General features: G+C 45.4%; 22 protein-coding genes. 15 read left to right on the top strand and 7 right to left on the bottom strand.

Annotated features, from left to right (window positions below; translation table 11 throughout):
- Positions 1 to 36: 36 nt before the first annotated feature.
- The 4 genes from NF543_RS09780 to NF543_RS09795 all read right to left on the bottom strand — a co-directional run bounded on the left by NF543_RS09780 (position 37) and on the right by NF543_RS09795 (position 4,687).
- The gene (locus tag NF543_RS09780; RefSeq protein WP_257667947.1) at positions 37 to 1,629 is read right to left on the bottom strand and encodes a peptide chain release factor 3; all 1,593 of its coding nucleotides are present in this window, start codon (positions 1,627 to 1,629) and stop codon (positions 37 to 39) included.
- Between the two features lie 13 nt (positions 1,630 to 1,642).
- Positions 1,643 to 3,184: a SulP family inorganic anion transporter gene (locus NF543_RS09785; protein WP_257667948.1), complete on the bottom strand. Its 1,542-nt coding sequence runs from the start codon at positions 3,182 to 3,184 to the stop codon at positions 1,643 to 1,645.
- A 319-nt stretch (positions 3,185 to 3,503) separates the two neighbouring features.
- Positions 3,504 to 4,277, bottom strand: a complete 774-nt coding sequence (locus NF543_RS09790; protein ID WP_257667949.1) for a sulfite exporter TauE/SafE family protein — start codon at positions 4,275 to 4,277, stop codon at positions 3,504 to 3,506.
- The gene (locus tag NF543_RS09795) at positions 4,265 to 4,687 is read right to left on the bottom strand and encodes a DoxX family protein (protein ID WP_257667950.1); all 423 of its coding nucleotides are present in this window, start codon (positions 4,685 to 4,687) and stop codon (positions 4,265 to 4,267) included. Before NF543_RS09795 ends, NF543_RS09790 begins: the two co-directional genes overlap by 13 nt.
- A 358-nt stretch (positions 4,688 to 5,045) precedes the next feature.
- Here NF543_RS09795 and NF543_RS09800 point away from each other — a divergent pair, with 358 nt between their 5' ends.
- From NF543_RS09800 to NF543_RS09870, 15 genes are all read left to right on the top strand, one after another.
- On the top strand, positions 5,046 to 5,405 hold the full coding sequence (locus NF543_RS09800; protein WP_257667951.1) for a DUF4180 domain-containing protein: 360 nt from the start codon (positions 5,046 to 5,048) through the stop codon (positions 5,403 to 5,405).
- Positions 5,402 to 5,977, top strand: a complete 576-nt coding sequence (locus NF543_RS09805; RefSeq protein WP_257667952.1) for a hypothetical protein — start codon at positions 5,402 to 5,404, stop codon at positions 5,975 to 5,977. The genes NF543_RS09800 and NF543_RS09805 overlap by 4 nt, the downstream gene beginning before the upstream one ends.
- Before the next feature lie 136 nt (positions 5,978 to 6,113).
- Positions 6,114 to 6,428, top strand: coding sequence for a type II toxin-antitoxin system RelE/ParE family toxin (locus NF543_RS09810; protein WP_257667953.1), 315 nt, complete (start codon positions 6,114 to 6,116; stop codon positions 6,426 to 6,428).
- A gap of 5 nt (positions 6,429 to 6,433) precedes the next feature.
- Positions 6,434 to 6,718 carry an addiction module antidote protein gene (locus NF543_RS09815; protein ID WP_257667954.1) on the top strand — a complete coding sequence of 95 codons (285 nt, stop codon included), beginning with the start codon at positions 6,434 to 6,436 and terminating at the stop codon, positions 6,716 to 6,718.
- Positions 6,719 to 6,758: 40 nt separating this feature from the next.
- Positions 6,759 to 7,253, top strand: a complete 495-nt coding sequence (locus NF543_RS09820; RefSeq protein ID WP_257667955.1) for an ASCH domain-containing protein — start codon at positions 6,759 to 6,761, stop codon at positions 7,251 to 7,253.
- The gene (locus NF543_RS09825; protein ID WP_257667956.1) at positions 7,250 to 7,513 is read left to right on the top strand and encodes an NAD(P)H-binding protein; all 264 of its coding nucleotides are present in this window, start codon (positions 7,250 to 7,252) and stop codon (positions 7,511 to 7,513) included. The genes NF543_RS09820 and NF543_RS09825 overlap by 4 nt, the downstream gene beginning before the upstream one ends.
- Positions 7,514 to 7,869: 356 nt before the next feature.
- Positions 7,870 to 8,769 carry a permease gene (locus NF543_RS09830; RefSeq protein ID WP_257667957.1) on the top strand — a complete coding sequence of 300 codons (900 nt, stop codon included), beginning with the start codon at positions 7,870 to 7,872 and terminating at the stop codon, positions 8,767 to 8,769.
- A 31-nt stretch (positions 8,770 to 8,800) separates the two neighbouring features.
- Positions 8,801 to 9,001, top strand: a complete 201-nt coding sequence (locus NF543_RS09835; RefSeq protein WP_257667958.1) for a hypothetical protein — start codon at positions 8,801 to 8,803, stop codon at positions 8,999 to 9,001.
- Positions 9,002 to 9,162: 161 nt separating this feature from the next.
- Positions 9,163 to 9,492 carry an ArsR/SmtB family transcription factor gene (locus NF543_RS09840; protein WP_257667959.1) on the top strand — a complete coding sequence of 110 codons (330 nt, stop codon included), beginning with the start codon at positions 9,163 to 9,165 and terminating at the stop codon, positions 9,490 to 9,492.
- Positions 9,493 to 9,558: 66 nt separating this feature from the next.
- Positions 9,559 to 10,125: a DUF6428 family protein gene (locus tag NF543_RS09845; RefSeq protein WP_257667960.1), complete on the top strand. Its 567-nt coding sequence runs from the start codon at positions 9,559 to 9,561 to the stop codon at positions 10,123 to 10,125.
- Positions 10,126 to 10,244: 119 nt separating this feature from the next.
- Positions 10,245 to 10,682, top strand: a complete 438-nt coding sequence (locus tag NF543_RS09850; protein ID WP_257667961.1) for an arsenate reductase ArsC — start codon at positions 10,245 to 10,247, stop codon at positions 10,680 to 10,682.
- On the top strand, positions 10,669 to 11,757 hold the full coding sequence (gene arsB / locus NF543_RS09855) for an ACR3 family arsenite efflux transporter (protein WP_257667962.1): 1,089 nt from the start codon (positions 10,669 to 10,671) through the stop codon (positions 11,755 to 11,757). Before NF543_RS09850 ends, arsB begins: the two co-directional genes overlap by 14 nt.
- Positions 11,758 to 11,798: 41 nt before the next feature.
- Positions 11,799 to 12,407, top strand: a complete 609-nt coding sequence (locus tag NF543_RS09860; RefSeq protein ID WP_257667963.1) for a sigma-70 family RNA polymerase sigma factor — start codon at positions 11,799 to 11,801, stop codon at positions 12,405 to 12,407.
- Positions 12,408 to 12,712: 305 nt separating this feature from the next.
- Positions 12,713 to 12,961, top strand: coding sequence for a type II toxin-antitoxin system Phd/YefM family antitoxin (locus tag NF543_RS09865; RefSeq protein ID WP_257667964.1), 249 nt, complete (start codon positions 12,713 to 12,715; stop codon positions 12,959 to 12,961).
- Positions 12,961 to 13,215, top strand: a complete 255-nt coding sequence (locus tag NF543_RS09870) for a Txe/YoeB family addiction module toxin (protein WP_257667965.1) — start codon at positions 12,961 to 12,963, stop codon at positions 13,213 to 13,215. Before NF543_RS09865 ends, NF543_RS09870 begins: the two co-directional genes overlap by 1 nt.
- 215 nt (positions 13,216 to 13,430) lie before the next feature.
- On the opposite strand, the gene NF543_RS09875 is transcribed toward NF543_RS09870, so the two are convergent.
- The 3 genes from NF543_RS09875 to NF543_RS09885 form a co-directional block, all read right to left on the bottom strand.
- The gene (locus NF543_RS09875; protein WP_257667966.1) at positions 13,431 to 14,015 is read right to left on the bottom strand and encodes a hypothetical protein; all 585 of its coding nucleotides are present in this window, start codon (positions 14,013 to 14,015) and stop codon (positions 13,431 to 13,433) included.
- 59 nt (positions 14,016 to 14,074) lie between these two features.
- On the bottom strand, positions 14,075 to 14,647 hold the full coding sequence (locus tag NF543_RS09880) for a Crp/Fnr family transcriptional regulator (protein ID WP_257667967.1): 573 nt from the start codon (positions 14,645 to 14,647) through the stop codon (positions 14,075 to 14,077).
- 161 nt (positions 14,648 to 14,808) lie between these two features.
- A complete protein-coding gene (locus tag NF543_RS09885) occupies positions 14,809 to 15,669 on the bottom strand; it encodes a hypothetical protein (RefSeq protein ID WP_257667968.1) in 861 nt (286 codons plus the stop codon).
- Positions 15,670 to 15,785: the final 116 nt, after the last annotated feature.

Consider the following 15,785-nt stretch of genomic DNA (forward strand, 5'->3'; position numbering starts at 1 on the left):
TTGAATGGAGCTCGGAATGGATTACAGCGTAAGGTGTTACCGCTGCCGTTGCCATTCTGAGTTGTCGTGTAAACGGATGTCCGGATGTTTTTCCAACGCGTATGTAATATCCCATGCGGATGAAGACAGGAATACGGGATTACCGTCTTTGTCGAAAGCGATGCGTCTCGATTGTTGTTGCAGGAAATTTTGGAGCTTCACAGGGTCTGATGAGCTTATCCAACTGGCTTTGGTATATTCCACAGACCGGAAGGCACAGGAAGCACCGTATTCATGCAGCAAACGAAACTTGATGACTTCAAATTGCAGCTCACCCACAGTGCCCACGATTTTTCGGTTGCCCAGCTCCTGGAAGAAGAGCTGAGCCACTCCCTCATCAATTAATTGATTGATGCCTTTGTCCAATTGCTTGGATTTCATGGGATCCGTGTTTTCCAATAGGCGAAAGATTTCCGGTGAAAACCTGGGGATGCCAAGAAACTGCAGGTCTTCCCCTTCCGTGAGGGTATCACCTATCTTGAAGTTTCCCGCATCATACAATCCCACTACGTCACCGGGCCAGGACTCATCGACCACACTTTTGCTATCGGCCATGAAACTGGTAGGCGATGCAAATTTCAATTTCTTCTGCAGCCGTGTATGGTAGTAAAATGTATTGCGCTGGAATTGTCCGGAGCATATGCGGCAGAATGCAATTCGGTCGCGATGTTTGGGATCCAGGTTGGCATGTATCTTGAAAATGAATCCGGTGAATTGCGGTTCATCCGGCTTGATGGTTCGTTCGTTTGCCGAGCGTTCCAAGGGTGGGGGTGCGATATCAATAAAGGTATCCAGTAATTCCCGTATGCCGAAATTGTTGATTGCACTTCCATAAAATACAGGGGCCAGGTATCCCGATCGGTATAGGGATAGGTCAAACGGTTCGTATAAACCTTCCAAAAGTGAGACATCGTCACGTAGTTGTTGGGCGGCATTGTTGCCAAGCGTACGCTCCAGCATCTTGTCGTCCAGATCCTGCACCGCGATAAGGTTTTCGGAAACCCCTTTTTTTACCGGTTCATAAAGCTTCAATCCCTTGGCCTGTAGGTGATACACCCCTTTGAAGGTATGGCCGATGCCGATAGGCCAAGTAAGTGGCCTGGTGGATATATTGAGTTTCTTTTCCAGTTCATCGAGCAGGTCAAAAGGATCCTTGCCTTCACGGTCCATTTTGTTGACGAATATGATAACTGGGATATGGCGTAAGCGGCAGACCGCCATCAGTTTTTCGGTTTGCTCTTCCACACCCTTCACGCAATCGACCACAAGGATGACCGAATCCACGGCCGTAAGGGTACGATAGGTGTCTTCCGCAAAATCCTTGTGGCCCGGAGTATCCAGGATGTTGATTTTTTTGCCTTTATATTCGAAACCCATGACCGATGTTGCCACCGATATACCCCGCTGTTTTTCGATCTCCATAAAATCCGAAGTGGCAGTTTTACCCGGTTTGCTGCGTTTGACCGTACCGGCCTGCTGTATCGCACCACCAAAGAGCAACAACTTTTCAGTCAGCGTGGTTTTGCCTGCATCCGGGTGGCTGATGATGCCAAAAGTCCTTCTCTTCTTTATTTCGTTTTCAAGCTTCATGGATTCGTTTTTGTTATTTTACCTGATCAGTTACTACATTATAGGTGGGGTCTTCCATAATATTGACTTCAATCAAGGCGCCGGCATTATGGAGGAGCCTCCTGCAATCAGGGCTTAAGTGTTCCAAGTGCAGTTTTTTCCCTGCTTGATGGTAGCGTTCGGTGAGTTTGTTTAATGCTTCGATACCCGACATGTCGGCCACGCGGCTCTCCTTGAAGTCGACGACCACCTCATCGGGGTCATTCAACATGTCAAACTTCTCATTGAAGGCCGTGATGGAACCAAAGAACAACGGTCCGTAGATTTCGTAGTGTTTTACGCCTTGTTCATCAACATATTTCCTCGCACGGATCCGTTTGGCGCTTTCCCAAGCAAATACCAATGCTGAAATGATAACGCCGATGAGCACGGCCAAAGCCAGGTTGTGCAGCAGGATGGTCACCGCCGCGACCAGCACACCCACAAAAATATCGTGCTTGGGCATTTTACCAATCATGCGGATGCTGATCCACTCAAAAGTGCCCACCGCCACCATGATCATAACACCCGTGAGGGCCGCCATGGGTACTTTTTCAATCAAGGGAGCACCGAACATGATGAATACCAAGAGCATCACAGCGGCTACAATGCCGGATAAACGTGCGCGGGCGCCGGCCGAAATGTTGATGAGGCTCTGACCAATCATGGCGCAACCGCCCATGCCGTAGAAGAATCCACTCAGGATATTAGCACCCCCTTGTGCCACGCATTCCTTGTTGCCCCGGCCTCGGGTGCCCGTGATCTCATCGATGAGATTCAGTGTAAGCAGACTCTCGATAAGCCCCACGCCGGCCATGATGGCCGCATAGGGGAAGATGGTGTTGAATGTCTCCCATGTAAAGGACACTCCGGGGATATGGAAAGGAGGGAACCCACCCTTGATGGAAGCGATATCACCTACGGTCTTGGTTTCCAGCCCGAAGCTGGCCACGAGGATGAAGACCACGATGATGGCGACCAATGATGCCGGTACGGCCTTGGTGATTCGGGGGAGGAATACCATGATGCCAATGGTGAGGGCTACCAAACCAATCATCATGAATAGCGGTTGCCCGGTGAGCCACACCATTTCATCGCCCACTTTCATTTTAAACTGATTCAATTGCGACATGAAGATGATAACGGCCAGACCATTGACAAACCCAAACATCACGGGATGTGGTACCAACCGGATGAGTTTGCCCAAGCGGAGTACGCCAACAATGATTTGAATGATACCGGCCAATACGACGGTTGCAAATACATATTCGATGCCTTTGGTTTTGGCCAAGGCTACAATGACTACGGCTATGGCACCCGTGGCTCCGGATATCATGCCGGGGCGGCCACCAAAAATTGCGGTGACCAATCCCAATACAAATGCCGCATACAATCCCACCAAAGGGGGGAGGCCGGCAATCATGGAAAAGGCTACCGCCTCTGGGATCAGGGCCAAGGCTACGGTCAAACCGGCGAGGATCTCGATTTTGTAGTCGACTTTCTGTTTAAAATCAAATAAACGTAAGTAAGGGTGCATAAGGATGGGGTAAAGCGAAATGATGGATAAGTATAAACTAAATAATAGATAAGACAAAAATAGAATCCCGCCATGTTGGTATGCCGGGAGAAAATACATCACAGCTGTTGGTGTGAAGCGCTACCTTAAATCAAGGCGGTGTAACAGGGCTTTGCTGAATAGAGAATCGCATTTCGGCCGCAAAGATAACATAATAGTTGATATATCCTAAACACCCCCGGATCGAAAATGGGGCGCACGACAAATTTCCTTTCACGCCGGGTTCACGCGAAGTTACCAAGGCGCCTTTCCGCCAGCTGGCGGACAAAGTACGCGGAAGTCAAATCATCCCCGCCCCCAACGCCAACGAAATGAAGATAAGCATCACAGCCACCAAGACTTGTATGAATCTGAGTTTTACCTTTTTTAATAGCTTATTGCCCAGGTAAGCCCCAATAATAGCAGCCACGATAGCACAAACTACCAGCAATAGGTTATCCTGAAGCCCGGCCTTGGTAAATCGGGTGGCATAGACAGAAAGTCGGGTAAAATCGACAAACGAGGATACAACAACAGTAGTGGCCACAAAGGCCTCTTTGGACAAGCCTGCCTTGATCAGGAAAGCGCTACGTAAGGCACCCTGATTTCCCGATAGGCCTCCGAAGAATCCACTCAAGGCACCACCTATGGGTAGCTTGTCTTTGCCGAACTGTAATTTGTTGAAGAGGGGAACTAAGTCAATGATTGCAAACAGGATGAGCAAGATGGAAATGATGAACTTGATGGGGTAAACCTCAAACGTTTTGCTTCCGATCGAATAAGCAAAGAGGGGTTCGAAATCAGCCATGTGCAACAAAAGCCATGCTCCAACAAATGCAGCGAGCACTGCCGGAATACCGAAGCGGAGCAATACTTGCCGGTCTGCTTGTTTGCCAACCAGCACCAGCTTAAAGATATTGTTAAAGAAATGGACTACGCCTGTGAGGGCTATGGCCAGATCCACCGGAAAATAAATCATGAATACCGGGGTGAGGATGGTTCCGAGGCCAAAACCGGAGAAAAAGGTAAGCAGTGCGATAAGGAATGCTGCCAATGAGAGGATTAGGATGTCCATGGCTTACTGATTTTTCCATCGAGTGACCATCGACCACCTCCTTTGATAAGAAGGAACAAGCTACCCAATAACATGGCCCAATCTGTACGACTGCCATGCATCATCTCCCAAAAGCCTTCATTAGCCAGTACGTCCGCTTTAGTTGTAGCGATGGCTACTACCATGATGCAGAGTAGGGGGATGGCGGCAAACCGCGTGAATAAACCCAGCAACACCAGCGTACCACAGGTAATTTCGAAACCACCCACAAAAGGGCCTAGAAATTCAGGATTGGGCAAGCCTATTTTGGCAAAACGACCTACCCCAAGTTTTTCCGCAAAAAGGAACTTCTGAATGCCTTCCGATAGAAAGACAACGCCCACCATCAAACGGATGATGATCGTGGTGGCGGTGGCATCGGTATTTAGCATCGGTTTCACTTGGTCGTTATGCAATGTGGGTATGTGATTAAAGTAAATTAATCTACCTGACAAAGGTAGTACGGCAAAATATCTTATCCATGGTCTATTTGAAAATATAATGGTATCGCAGCAAGCTTTTTTTGTAACGTTTGTGGTACGTTGTTCGAGTTCAACCCGTTCCACATACCTTTCATGATGTTTCCTATCCCTCACGCAGGAAGGACATTAGATACCGACCTTTTCAAAGCAGCGCTGATCTAAAATACCATGCCAACCATATTTGAAAACTTTGTGTAATTTTATCCCCACAAACCATTAGCGGGCATTGTAAAGGGCTACCTACAAGAAAAAATAACAGCATGACAAAATGAAAATTAAAACCCACAACATAGACGATATAAAAATTGCCGAAGTAGTTTCGGACGATACTATCATAAACAAAACTGAAGACGGATTAGACTTATTAGGCAACTTATACTATCAAGGTTTCGACAAGATTGTAATTCATGAAAAAAACATCACTCCTGATTTTTTTGACCTTAAAAACGGGATTGCGGGAGAAATACTTCAAAAATTTTCGACTTATCGCGTTCGTTTGGCTATAGTTGGTGACTATTCTAAATATACAAGTAAAAGTTTAAATGACTTCATTTATGAAAGTAACAAAGGCAGACAAATCAACTTTGTAGCTTCAACAACAGAAGCAATAAACATTCTTTCAGGATGAACAACAACACATACCAATACATGGACAACGGCGCCGCGGCGGCAAACCCGACGGATTTGTTGACCAACTTGCAGCCGGGAACGTTCGGTCTGCGGCCATTGACGTTCGGTATTGCGCATTTGCCGAATGTTTTCCATGATGATATTTTCCGCTGCGCTCCAACACCGTTCGGTATCGGACAAATACCGATCAGCAAATACCGAAAACCACTCGGTACCCAAACGGGGAAAAACACGGCAACCCATTTACCGATTGGCAACCCTCAAAACCCAATCGATGCCTGCCGTGTGGTGATTGTATCCAAACAGAAACCAATCGGCATGCACCAACCACCGATCGGCATCATTGAAAAACCGATCGTCAATCCACGCCTTGTTTTCCTCTCCGGTCATTTACCGAATGGTAACCGTCGGGAAATTTGCACATGCACCAGCAAAACAAACGGTTCTAGGCAAATACCGAACAGTGCTAAGCAAAAAACGATCGGAACCGGCCAAAACATAATCGTAAAATCTACCAAGACGGTTCCCGAAACCGGTATACCAGGCGGCGACAGGTCTATTAAACTTTAGTGCTAAATTGAAACTTTCAGCTTCTAAATCTGCCACTTCATAAATACCCAAACCGTTGTGGTGTATTAGAACCAAGCTGCCGAAAAATTAAAATCAATTACATTGATTCAGAAAAATAATGTAAATTTGTATCCAGTTGGATACAATACTTATGTTCTTTATCGAAAAAACATCTGAGTTTGATAAGTGGTTGAGAAAGCTAAAGGATTTGAGAGCAAAGGCCAAAATTATCTTTAGAATTCAGAAAATAGAAAACGGCGGACACTTTGGAGATTGCAAACCTGTAGGCGATGGAATTAGCGAGTTGCGGGTGAATTTTGCTAAAGGTTATAGAGTTTATTTCAAAGAAAAAGACGGAAAAATAATTGTATTGCTTGTTGGTGGAGATAAATCGTCTCAACAAAATGACATTAGGAAAGCAAAAGAAATCTGGGAAAAATTAAACAAATAGAAATTATGGTAACTTCAAAATTTGACATAGCGGATTATTTGGACAGCAAAGAAATGATTGCAGAATATCTCAATACTGTTTTAGAAGAAGGAGATAATGCAGACGTAATTAATGCAATTGGACATATTGCAAAAGCGATAGGAATGACTAAAATATCTGAAGAAACAGGATTGAGCAGACCAAGTTTATACAAAGCTTTGTCTGACGGAGCCAAACCTCAATTTGAGACAATAATGAAAGTTTTAAAAGCGATTGGTGGACAAATTCAAGTGAATCCTATGCCTGCCTAGAAAAATAACGACACCACTACAGCCGTAAAATGACAAAAAAATGAATCTGATTGCTGATTTTTGGAACGGATTCCTAAAACAAAACCGTGACCATAAGCATTACAAACAGCCCCCATCTTATTATTTCTGTGATAATAAAAAAGACGCTGATGAATGCGCCGAACTTGTCCTAAAAGGAATTAAGCAAGCTTCATCACCATCAGTTTGGTGGTTTCAGAAAAATAACGAAGAGGTACCGGAAGTTGGAAATTTAGCGATTGTAACAAATTGGAATGGCGAACCCAAAGCAATAATTCAGACCATTAAAATTGAAATCGTTAAATTTAAGGACATAACGCCTGAATATGCCTTTATAGAGGGAGAAGGTGATAAGAGCTTAGCCTATTGGAAAACAGTACATTGGGAATATTATGCCAATGAAATGAAAGAAGATGGTGAATCGCCTAATCAAGAAATGGAAATTGTTTGCGAATACTTCAAAACGGTTTGGTCAGGCCAGCATCTAGACAAAAAAACCAAAGACACAGAAATATGACGACAATGGTAGTTGGAGCAAGCGGCGCGACAGGAAAGCTGTTGGTGGAACAATTATTAAAATCAGGACAGCGGGTCAAGGCAATCGTTCGTTCAACTAGTAATATCCCTGACGCTTGGGGCGACAACGATAGGGTAACCATAATCAAGGAGAACATTACACTAATTAGCGTGGACGAGATGGCAAACCACCTTTCTGGCTGCAAAGCTGTGGCATCGTGCCTTGGACAATGTTCAATCCGGGAAAAACAAGCCGTATAAACGTAGGACATTTTATGGCGAAACTAATAACAGATGAGATTGCTTGGAGTAGGTGGAAAGGGCAAATGCCCGTGATTTACAATAACGTTCATTAGTGCGGGGTTGTTCTGCGGATGTCTTTCCTGAATTCCGCAATCTTGATGTGCTGGTTGGGCTCAATCTTGTTTTTGATGGCGAAATCCGTGAGCATACTTCTCCTGATGGGATAAATTTAAGGCTTAAAGGTAGTGTTTCCCTAGCAACCTGACTACTACAGTCGATTTTTTTTGGAGCGTTGTGACTTTTTTGTCCGTTTTCCGACTACCCTTATGAAACAGATGATTAGTATATCGTACATACAAACAAATAAAATTATCATGAACACATTAACGGATACCCTTCAATATTTTTTTATCATTTCTCTTGAATTGATTGGACTTTTTCTGCTTATCAGCACAATAGTTGGCTTAATCTTGATGCATATACCGGAAGAGCGTGTACGGAAAAAACTCGTAGGTAAAGGATTATATGGTAATGCCATTGGTGGATTATTTGGTGCCTTGACACCATTTTGTGCCTGTTCCACCATCCCGATAACCGCAGGTTTCTTACAAGCCCGTGTGCCATTTGGTGCCATCATGTCGTTCCTCATAGCCTCTCCTTTGCTCAATCCCATCATCATTGGCATGTTGGGTGCCATGGTGGGGATTAAGGCAGCAGCCATCTATTTTGTTGTCGCATTTGGTTGCGCCGTTATGTTTGGATATTTTTTAGAGAAGATAGGTGCGCAACGATATGTCAAAAACATCCGTATCAAAGGAAATGCATCCAGACAGGTACAAGAAGAAAACAAGGCTTGGCCATGGTCAAGGAAAATCAGCCATGCTTTTGGGGAAGCCTGGAATGGAATGCGCCCCGTACTGCCTTACCTTTTTATTGGTGTAGGAATAGGGGCGGCGATATATGGGTATCTGCCCGGAGATTTCGTGCTGAAAGTGGCTGGGCAGGATAATATGTTGGCCATCCCCATTGCAGCAGTGCTGGGTATACCCCTTTATATACGCGCGGAAACAGCTATTCCCATCGGCCTAGCCCTATTAGGCAAGGGGATGGGAATAGGGGCGGTAATCGCGCTGATTATTGGCGGAGCGGGGATGGCTATCCCTGAAATGAGTATGCTCGCCAGCCTTTTCAAACGTAAACTAGTGATCATGATTATCGCGGTAATTTTCCTTACCGCGGTCGCCGCTGGTTATTTATTCAACGTCCTCAGTTAGTTCATTCACATCAATAATTAAATTAGATATCATGGAAAATCAAAAATCAACAGGTTTCTTGAGCAAATTGTTCAAAGCCAAAACGAACGATTGCTGTGCCGTACAAATCGAAGAGGCCAACGAAGACGCGCCGGTAATGCGGGAAGAGACAAAAGAGCATGAGAATGCTAAGAATGGTCAAGAGAAAAAAGTGCTTATTGCTTCTGACAAGCAATCTTCAGGTTGTTGCTAACGGATGGCGGCAAGAGTTTGCCTAACCCCTTGATATACTAAAACCATGTCAAGGGGTGGCATTTCCTTATAATTGGCTTGCTACCGTATTTTTGTAAAACTTTTTTCCTTGTATGAATTTGTTTCAGTCATTTATTTATCGTAATATTGCAATATAATATTATGGGACTTACAAGAACAGAGATTTTCACCCTTGAGCAAAACCAATTGGCGGTATTGCTTAAAGCGCTTGCGCATCCCGCGAGGATAGCCATCCTGCAACATATTATCGCGACCAAAAGTTGCGTCTGCGGTGACTTGGTGGAAGAATTGGGGTTGGCACAAGCCACCATTTCCCAGCACCTTAGGGAGTTGAAAAATGTGGGGATTATTCAAGGCACCATCGAAGGAGTCAGCGTGTGCTATTGCATTAATGAGGAGGTTTGGGGAGTATTGCAGGAGCAACTTAATAATTTCTTTAACGCCTACCGGGGTACTTCCGGCTGCTGTTAAGGAAAGCAGAAGTTAATAATATTTACTCATGTAATAGCTAATTATTCATCGTAAAATTGCAATATTATGAACAATATGGATTTAATGACTTGGGGCACGTTTAAAGAAAAACTAACGGCACATCCGTATATGGTGCTGCAATTCCAGTATGCCGAGGGGCATTGGGTGGATGCTTCCTATCACATTACTGAAATCAAACAAGCGCCCATCACTTCTGTAGACTGCGGCGGGGTATTAAACGCATGGACGGAAATCATCGTGCAACTTTGGGAGCCGGCGGGCAAAGAGCAAAGCCGTGCCATGGAAGTTAGCAAAGCCTTGGCTATTGTCGGCGTAGTCGAAAAGTCGCTACCACTCAACCCTTCCGCCATTGTAAAAATCGAATTTGGCAACTCGCAGTTTGATACTCGCCAAATGTTTCCGGGCGAATTCATCCAAGAAGGCGAAAACTTGGTGGTAAACCTCATTCCCGATGCCACGCAGTGCAAAGCCATAGGCAGGGGTGGCAGTTGCGGCACAACGGCAGCTGGCAAAGAATGCTGTGAAGACTCGGTAACGCAACCAAAAAAGAAAGTGGAAATGGTAAAGTTAGCCACGGTGGAAGTTTGCGAACCGGGTTCTGGATGCTGTTAAATGGAGTTATAAAATAAAATGGCGGAACTTGGGTGACGCTCGTAATATGGGTATATCATCAGTGAGCATCCGTTACATCTGTGTTATCCGTGTTCTATCAGCTCATAAATAGTAAATAAATGAAGCGAATACTTGTTTTATGCACCGGCAACAGTTGCCGAAGCCAATTAGCAGAAGGGTACCTAAGGCACTTTGCCCAAGGCAAGGCCGAAGTGTACAGTGCCGGGATTGAAACCCATGGTGTGAATCCCAAAGCCGTCCAAGTGATGAAAGAGGATGGCATCGATATATCCGGCCATACGTCAAACCACGTGGACGAATACAGCCACGTGGACTTTGACTATGTCATTACCGTTTGTGACAATGCGCGGGAAAGCTGTCCTTATTTTCCCACTAAGGCACTGAAGTTGCACCATAATTTTCCAGATCCAGCCAAAGCAACGGGTACACCTGAAGAAGTGATGGATCAATTCAGGTCGGTAAGGGACCAAATCAAGGACTACAGCCATAGATTTATCCGAGAACACATCAATGGAGAAAGACATGTCAGCGACTAACTGCGCACCCGCTGTTGGACGCAGGAAACTGGGTTTCTTGGATCGCTACCTCACCCTTTGGATTTTTTTAGCCATGGCGATCGGGGTAGGGTTGGGGTATTTCGTCCCGTCCAGTTCGGCATTTATTAACACTTATAGCAGTGGAACCACCAATATTCCTTTAGCCATTGGCCTCATCTTGATGATGTACCCCCCTTTAGCTAAGGTAAAATACGAACAGTTGGGCAAGGTGTTTAAAGATACCAAGATACTCAGCGTATCCCTTTTGCTTAATTGGGTCATTGGTCCGGTTTTGATGTTTATATTAGCCATTGTCTTTTTGCATGATTATCCAGAATATATGGTTGGCGTCATCCTGATTGGGTTAGCGCGCTGTATAGCCATGGTCGTGGTATGGAACGAGTTGGCCGAAGGCAATCGGGAATATGCAGCGGGGTTGATTGCGTTAAATAGCATCTTTCAAGTGTTGTTGTATAGTATATTTGCCTTCTTTTTCATCACGGTACTGCCCCCATTGTTCGGCATCCGAGGAGCCGAGGTGGATATCACGATTGGCGAGATTGCCAAAAGCGTTGGCATTTATTTGGGTATCCCCTTCCTGATGGGTGTGCTGAGCCGGTATGCCTTGATTGCGCTGAAAGGGGAGGAGTGGTTCAATAAACGGTTTGTACCCTTTATTTCGCCCATCACGCTGATTGCCTTATTGTTTACCATCGTGGTGATGTTTAGCTTGAAAGGCGAACTTATCGTGCGGATTCCGATGGACGTGGTGCGGATCGCTATCCCCTTGGTCATTTATTTCGCGTTTATGTTTGTGTTCAGCTTCCTCATCGGTAAGCGCCTAGGAGCGGATTATTCCAAGAATACGGCCATAGCTTTCACCGCCACGGGCAATAATTTTGAGTTAGCCATAGCCGTAGCCATCGGCGTGTTTGGCATCAATAGCGGACAGGCGTTTGCTGGCGTGATCGGGCCGTTGGTCGAGGTACCTGCGCTCATCGCGCTGGTTAACCTGGCTTTTTGGTTCCGGAATAAATACTATGGCGAGGGTGCCTCCGCAACGGCAGCGTCCTGATGCGGATACCGCCTTGCCATAATCATCATAATCGGTTTACGATGAACAAACAAAGGGAAGCGTGTTGCGATATCAACGAGGTCGTCAATGAGCACTATGGCGCCCTCCAGGGCTATGCCCTTAAGAAAGTGGGGGATGGGCCCACGGCCGAAGATATTGTGCAGGAGGTGATGTACCGGGCTGCCAAAGTGCATGCCGAGGGAGCGGAGGTGAGTAACCCCAAAGCATGGCTCTACCAAACTACACGCCATGTCATTGCCGACCATTTCCGAAACAAAGCGCGGGGCGCCCAGATTACATTGGAAATCACCGATTTGGAGCAACATGCCGACGAGGGAACGGATTTGAAACTGAGTGACGGCATGGTGCACCTGATTAAGCTACTACCTGAGGAATATGCCATGCCCTTGCATTGGAGCGATATCGACAATATTCCCCAGCGCGAAATCGCACGCAGACTCGGCATCGGCCTTTCTGCCGCGAAGATGCGCATCCATCGCGCCCGCAAAAAACTCCACGGTATTTTTATGGCATGCTGCGATATTGTATATGATCGTTACGGCAGTGTCGTAGACTGCACCATCAAAGACAGCTGCGAGCCGTTGCTGCGTATCGAAGCCGAGCTGCACCGGCGGGCCGGCGGTTGGTAGGCTGTTTTCCCAATGATATGTCTTTTTCCACTTTTCTCCGACTTCTTAGGTGAATTATCGATTCTTAATATGGCTTAAAGTTTTTAAACTTTTCGACTTCGTCTGAATTTATGGTGCGGTTACTGCCAGCAAGAAAATCTTATTTCTGCAAGGCCTGCCAGCTACCCTGACTTTGGCAGCTTTATTGTTCGGAAAACGAGGAAGTCGGGGGTTTATTCTGGTAAGTGCGGCAACTGGAAAAGCCATTTGGAAATGTTATTGTACAACTTGTTGTACATTAAAAGAATGTTTGGTATATTTGCAGTATGATTACGACATATTCAGATTTCAGGCAAAAATTAAAAACCTATTTGGACCAAGTGTTTAAAAGTAACAGTCCATTACATATTACACGCACCAAAGGGGAAAATATCGTGGTTCTTTCAGAATCGGATTACGAAAGCATCATGGAGACGTTTTACTTGTTGAGATCCCCTAAAAATGCGGAAAGACTTCAACGAGCGGTAACACAATATCAGCAAGGAAAAGGGGAAGTCAAAGCGCTTATTGAATAATGAAGGTCATTTTCATGAATGATGCGTGGGACGATTACCTGCACTGGCAGCAAGTTGATAAATCCATATTGAAAAAGATCAATGGGCTCATTAAAGAGATTTTCAGGACGCCATTTGAAGGAACAGGAAAGCCTGAAGCGCTCAGGGAGAATTTAGCAGGATTTTGGTCCAGGCGAATAAACTTGGAACATCGTTTAGTGTACAAAGTGGAACAGGAAGCGGTTGTCATCCTTCAATGTAGATATCACTATTGAGCATAATTGTTCTTTGCCGTTCTTGATCCGTTAAATGGGCGACGGCATCACTGAACTTAGGGTCGGTAGGCTTTTGATGATCATCGTAATATGCTGCTGTATGGCACCCTCCGTGGCACATCGGCCTTTCTGCCGCGAAGATGCGCATTCAGCGCGCCCGCAAGAAACTCCACGGTATTTTTGTGGCATGATGAGATATTGTGTACGATCGTTAGCTAAAACTTCCATCCAACGGTAACTGATGGACTGGGATGGACGCTTCGCAGCCGATAGGTCGCTGGTCCTACGACTTGCCTATCGGGCCGGAAAATCAAAAAATTGACCGCAACTTTAGGCATGATATAGAAGTGATTCTCCTTAAGTGGGAACCAGAGATAACCGATGCAGGGTGATAGGAAGCCGTTCAGGTCCCTTTGTTCAGTTTGCTGATAGCTTACCCTAAACTGTTCGATGCCGCCACTGAATTCGGCAAAGAAGCCTTTGTAATCTGAAGAAAAATGGCGTCTAGCCAGCAAGCTTGCCACCCAACTAAGCCGGGTGTCCACCTGATCCAGGTTTTCCCCATCAAAGACAAGACCCTTCCCCGTGCCAGTAATCCGTTGGCCAGTAATGGATACGCCATATGACATCAGGTTATTTGACGGATAGTAGAATACTTTGAAATCGTAGCCGCGCTGGAAGAAGTTGGTGATGCGGGCTTCGATAGAAAAGGCAGGTTGGGCAGGCGTTTCGCTTTGAGCAGCTAGTTTGGAAAAACTGCCCATGATTGCAATCAGGATAAGTATTTTTTTTGTCACCATAATCTTTGATATCTGGCTACAAAACTAGGCACGTTAATCACGCGAAATCTTCACATATGTTAAGAAAGTTTCAGCAACTTCTTTTTTATCCTGCTGAGGCTCTGCGATGCGATCCCCAAATAGGTGGATAGCTCGTATTGGGGGATTGCCTGTAATATGTATGGGCTCTCCCTGATCAATTTTTCGTAGTATGCCTCAGCGCTAAGGCTCAGCAAGTCATTTATCCGTGCCTGACATTTGATTAATGTGTTTTGGAGAATTTGTCTAAACAGGCCCTCCAATACGGGATGCTTATCCATGAGCGCCATCAATGCGTTGTATCCAATGGCATGGATTTCCGCATGTTTGGTAGCCCTTAGCATGTCTTTGCTTGGCTCCCTCGTCGTGAAACTCTCCATGACCGTAATAAAATCATTCTCTTTGGCGATGTGGCGGGTGAATAATTGACCGTTGATTTCGCTGGTCAACACGACAAATCCACTGTCAATGAAGAATATCTTATTGGCTACCCTCCCTTTTGGAAGTAAAATATCACTTCGCTTGCTTACGGGTTTGAATTTAGATGCCACGTCATTTGCTACATCATCACCGATATGGCCTGATTTCAGAACACGATATATCTTCTCATTCATGATTGGAAGTGGTATTGTTGCCTTTGCTCACAGTAAAGTTAAAAATTGTTACGTGTTCCGAAACCCTAGTTAATCGAAGGATGTGGCGGTATCACGGGTAAAGATATTGGCAATTTGTCATTTTCCAACAGTCTATTCCAAGTTCATCCCCGTTGGGTGGGTTACTTGTCGGTGTTGAGCTTCTTATGCCATTCGAGATAGCGGTCTTTGTCCAGCGGAAAGCCGTTCGGCCATTTCCCGAATACATCAACGTAAGCCACTACAGCGTCACTGGGCAATTCCTTGTCGACCTGTTTGAAATAATCTTCTAGATTCGGGGCGCTCGTAATGCCAAGTTTGTGGTCATTTTCATTGGCATAATATGGTGCCAAATCTTTTGTCTCGCCTGCTTGGTAGGCGCTGCAATACCCGATAAACTCCAAAACCTCATAATCTACGTATTCCCAATGAAAGTCGGTTTTGTGCAAAGCCTGAAAGAGATAACGCATTAGTGGAATGAGATTGGCTTCGATGATCAAGATGCGCTTTTCCCATGGGATAAAAGGGAGGTGATATGGCCTCTCGGTGGTGATTCCTTTATCTCGTGCTACAATCTCCGCGGCCGAATGGGCTACAGGGGGATTGACTTCATAAAAAAATGTGTCATTCTCACGGTTGAATTTTCCGCTGTGACATATGGCGCTAAGCGCATCAACAAACAAGCTACATAACTCCTTTTCAGGATAGAATGGTTTAGGTTCGTGTGTAAAGGCGAAATTTTTGAATAATGTTTCTAAGTCTACAGCATCGGAGTATTGGTGTTTCAGTACCCCAAATCGTTGTTCATATTGTGTTTTGGCTAATTTGCTGAGCAATGTCCGCAATAGCTCTTCTTCTGGACTAAAGTGGAACAGCGGGTAATACGGGCCTTGTTCCCAACCATCCGGAGCCACATCTGCCAGCACGCGCGGCAACTGATCGAATACTTCATTAAATAGTTGGATGATGGTTTTGCGCGGAAGATATTTTAAGTTGTCAATCATAGGAGGTTATTTGTTGTAAACATGGCTGCTAAATATACTTTCTATCGCTAAGAACTCCAAATTTTTGTTGAAATTGTCCGTTAGGCAAGCTTATCGACACCGCGTTACGGAGCGGA

The organism is Parapedobacter tibetensis (assembly GCF_024704835.1).
Classification (GTDB): domain Bacteria; phylum Bacteroidota; class Bacteroidia; order Sphingobacteriales; family Sphingobacteriaceae; genus Parapedobacter; species Parapedobacter tibetensis.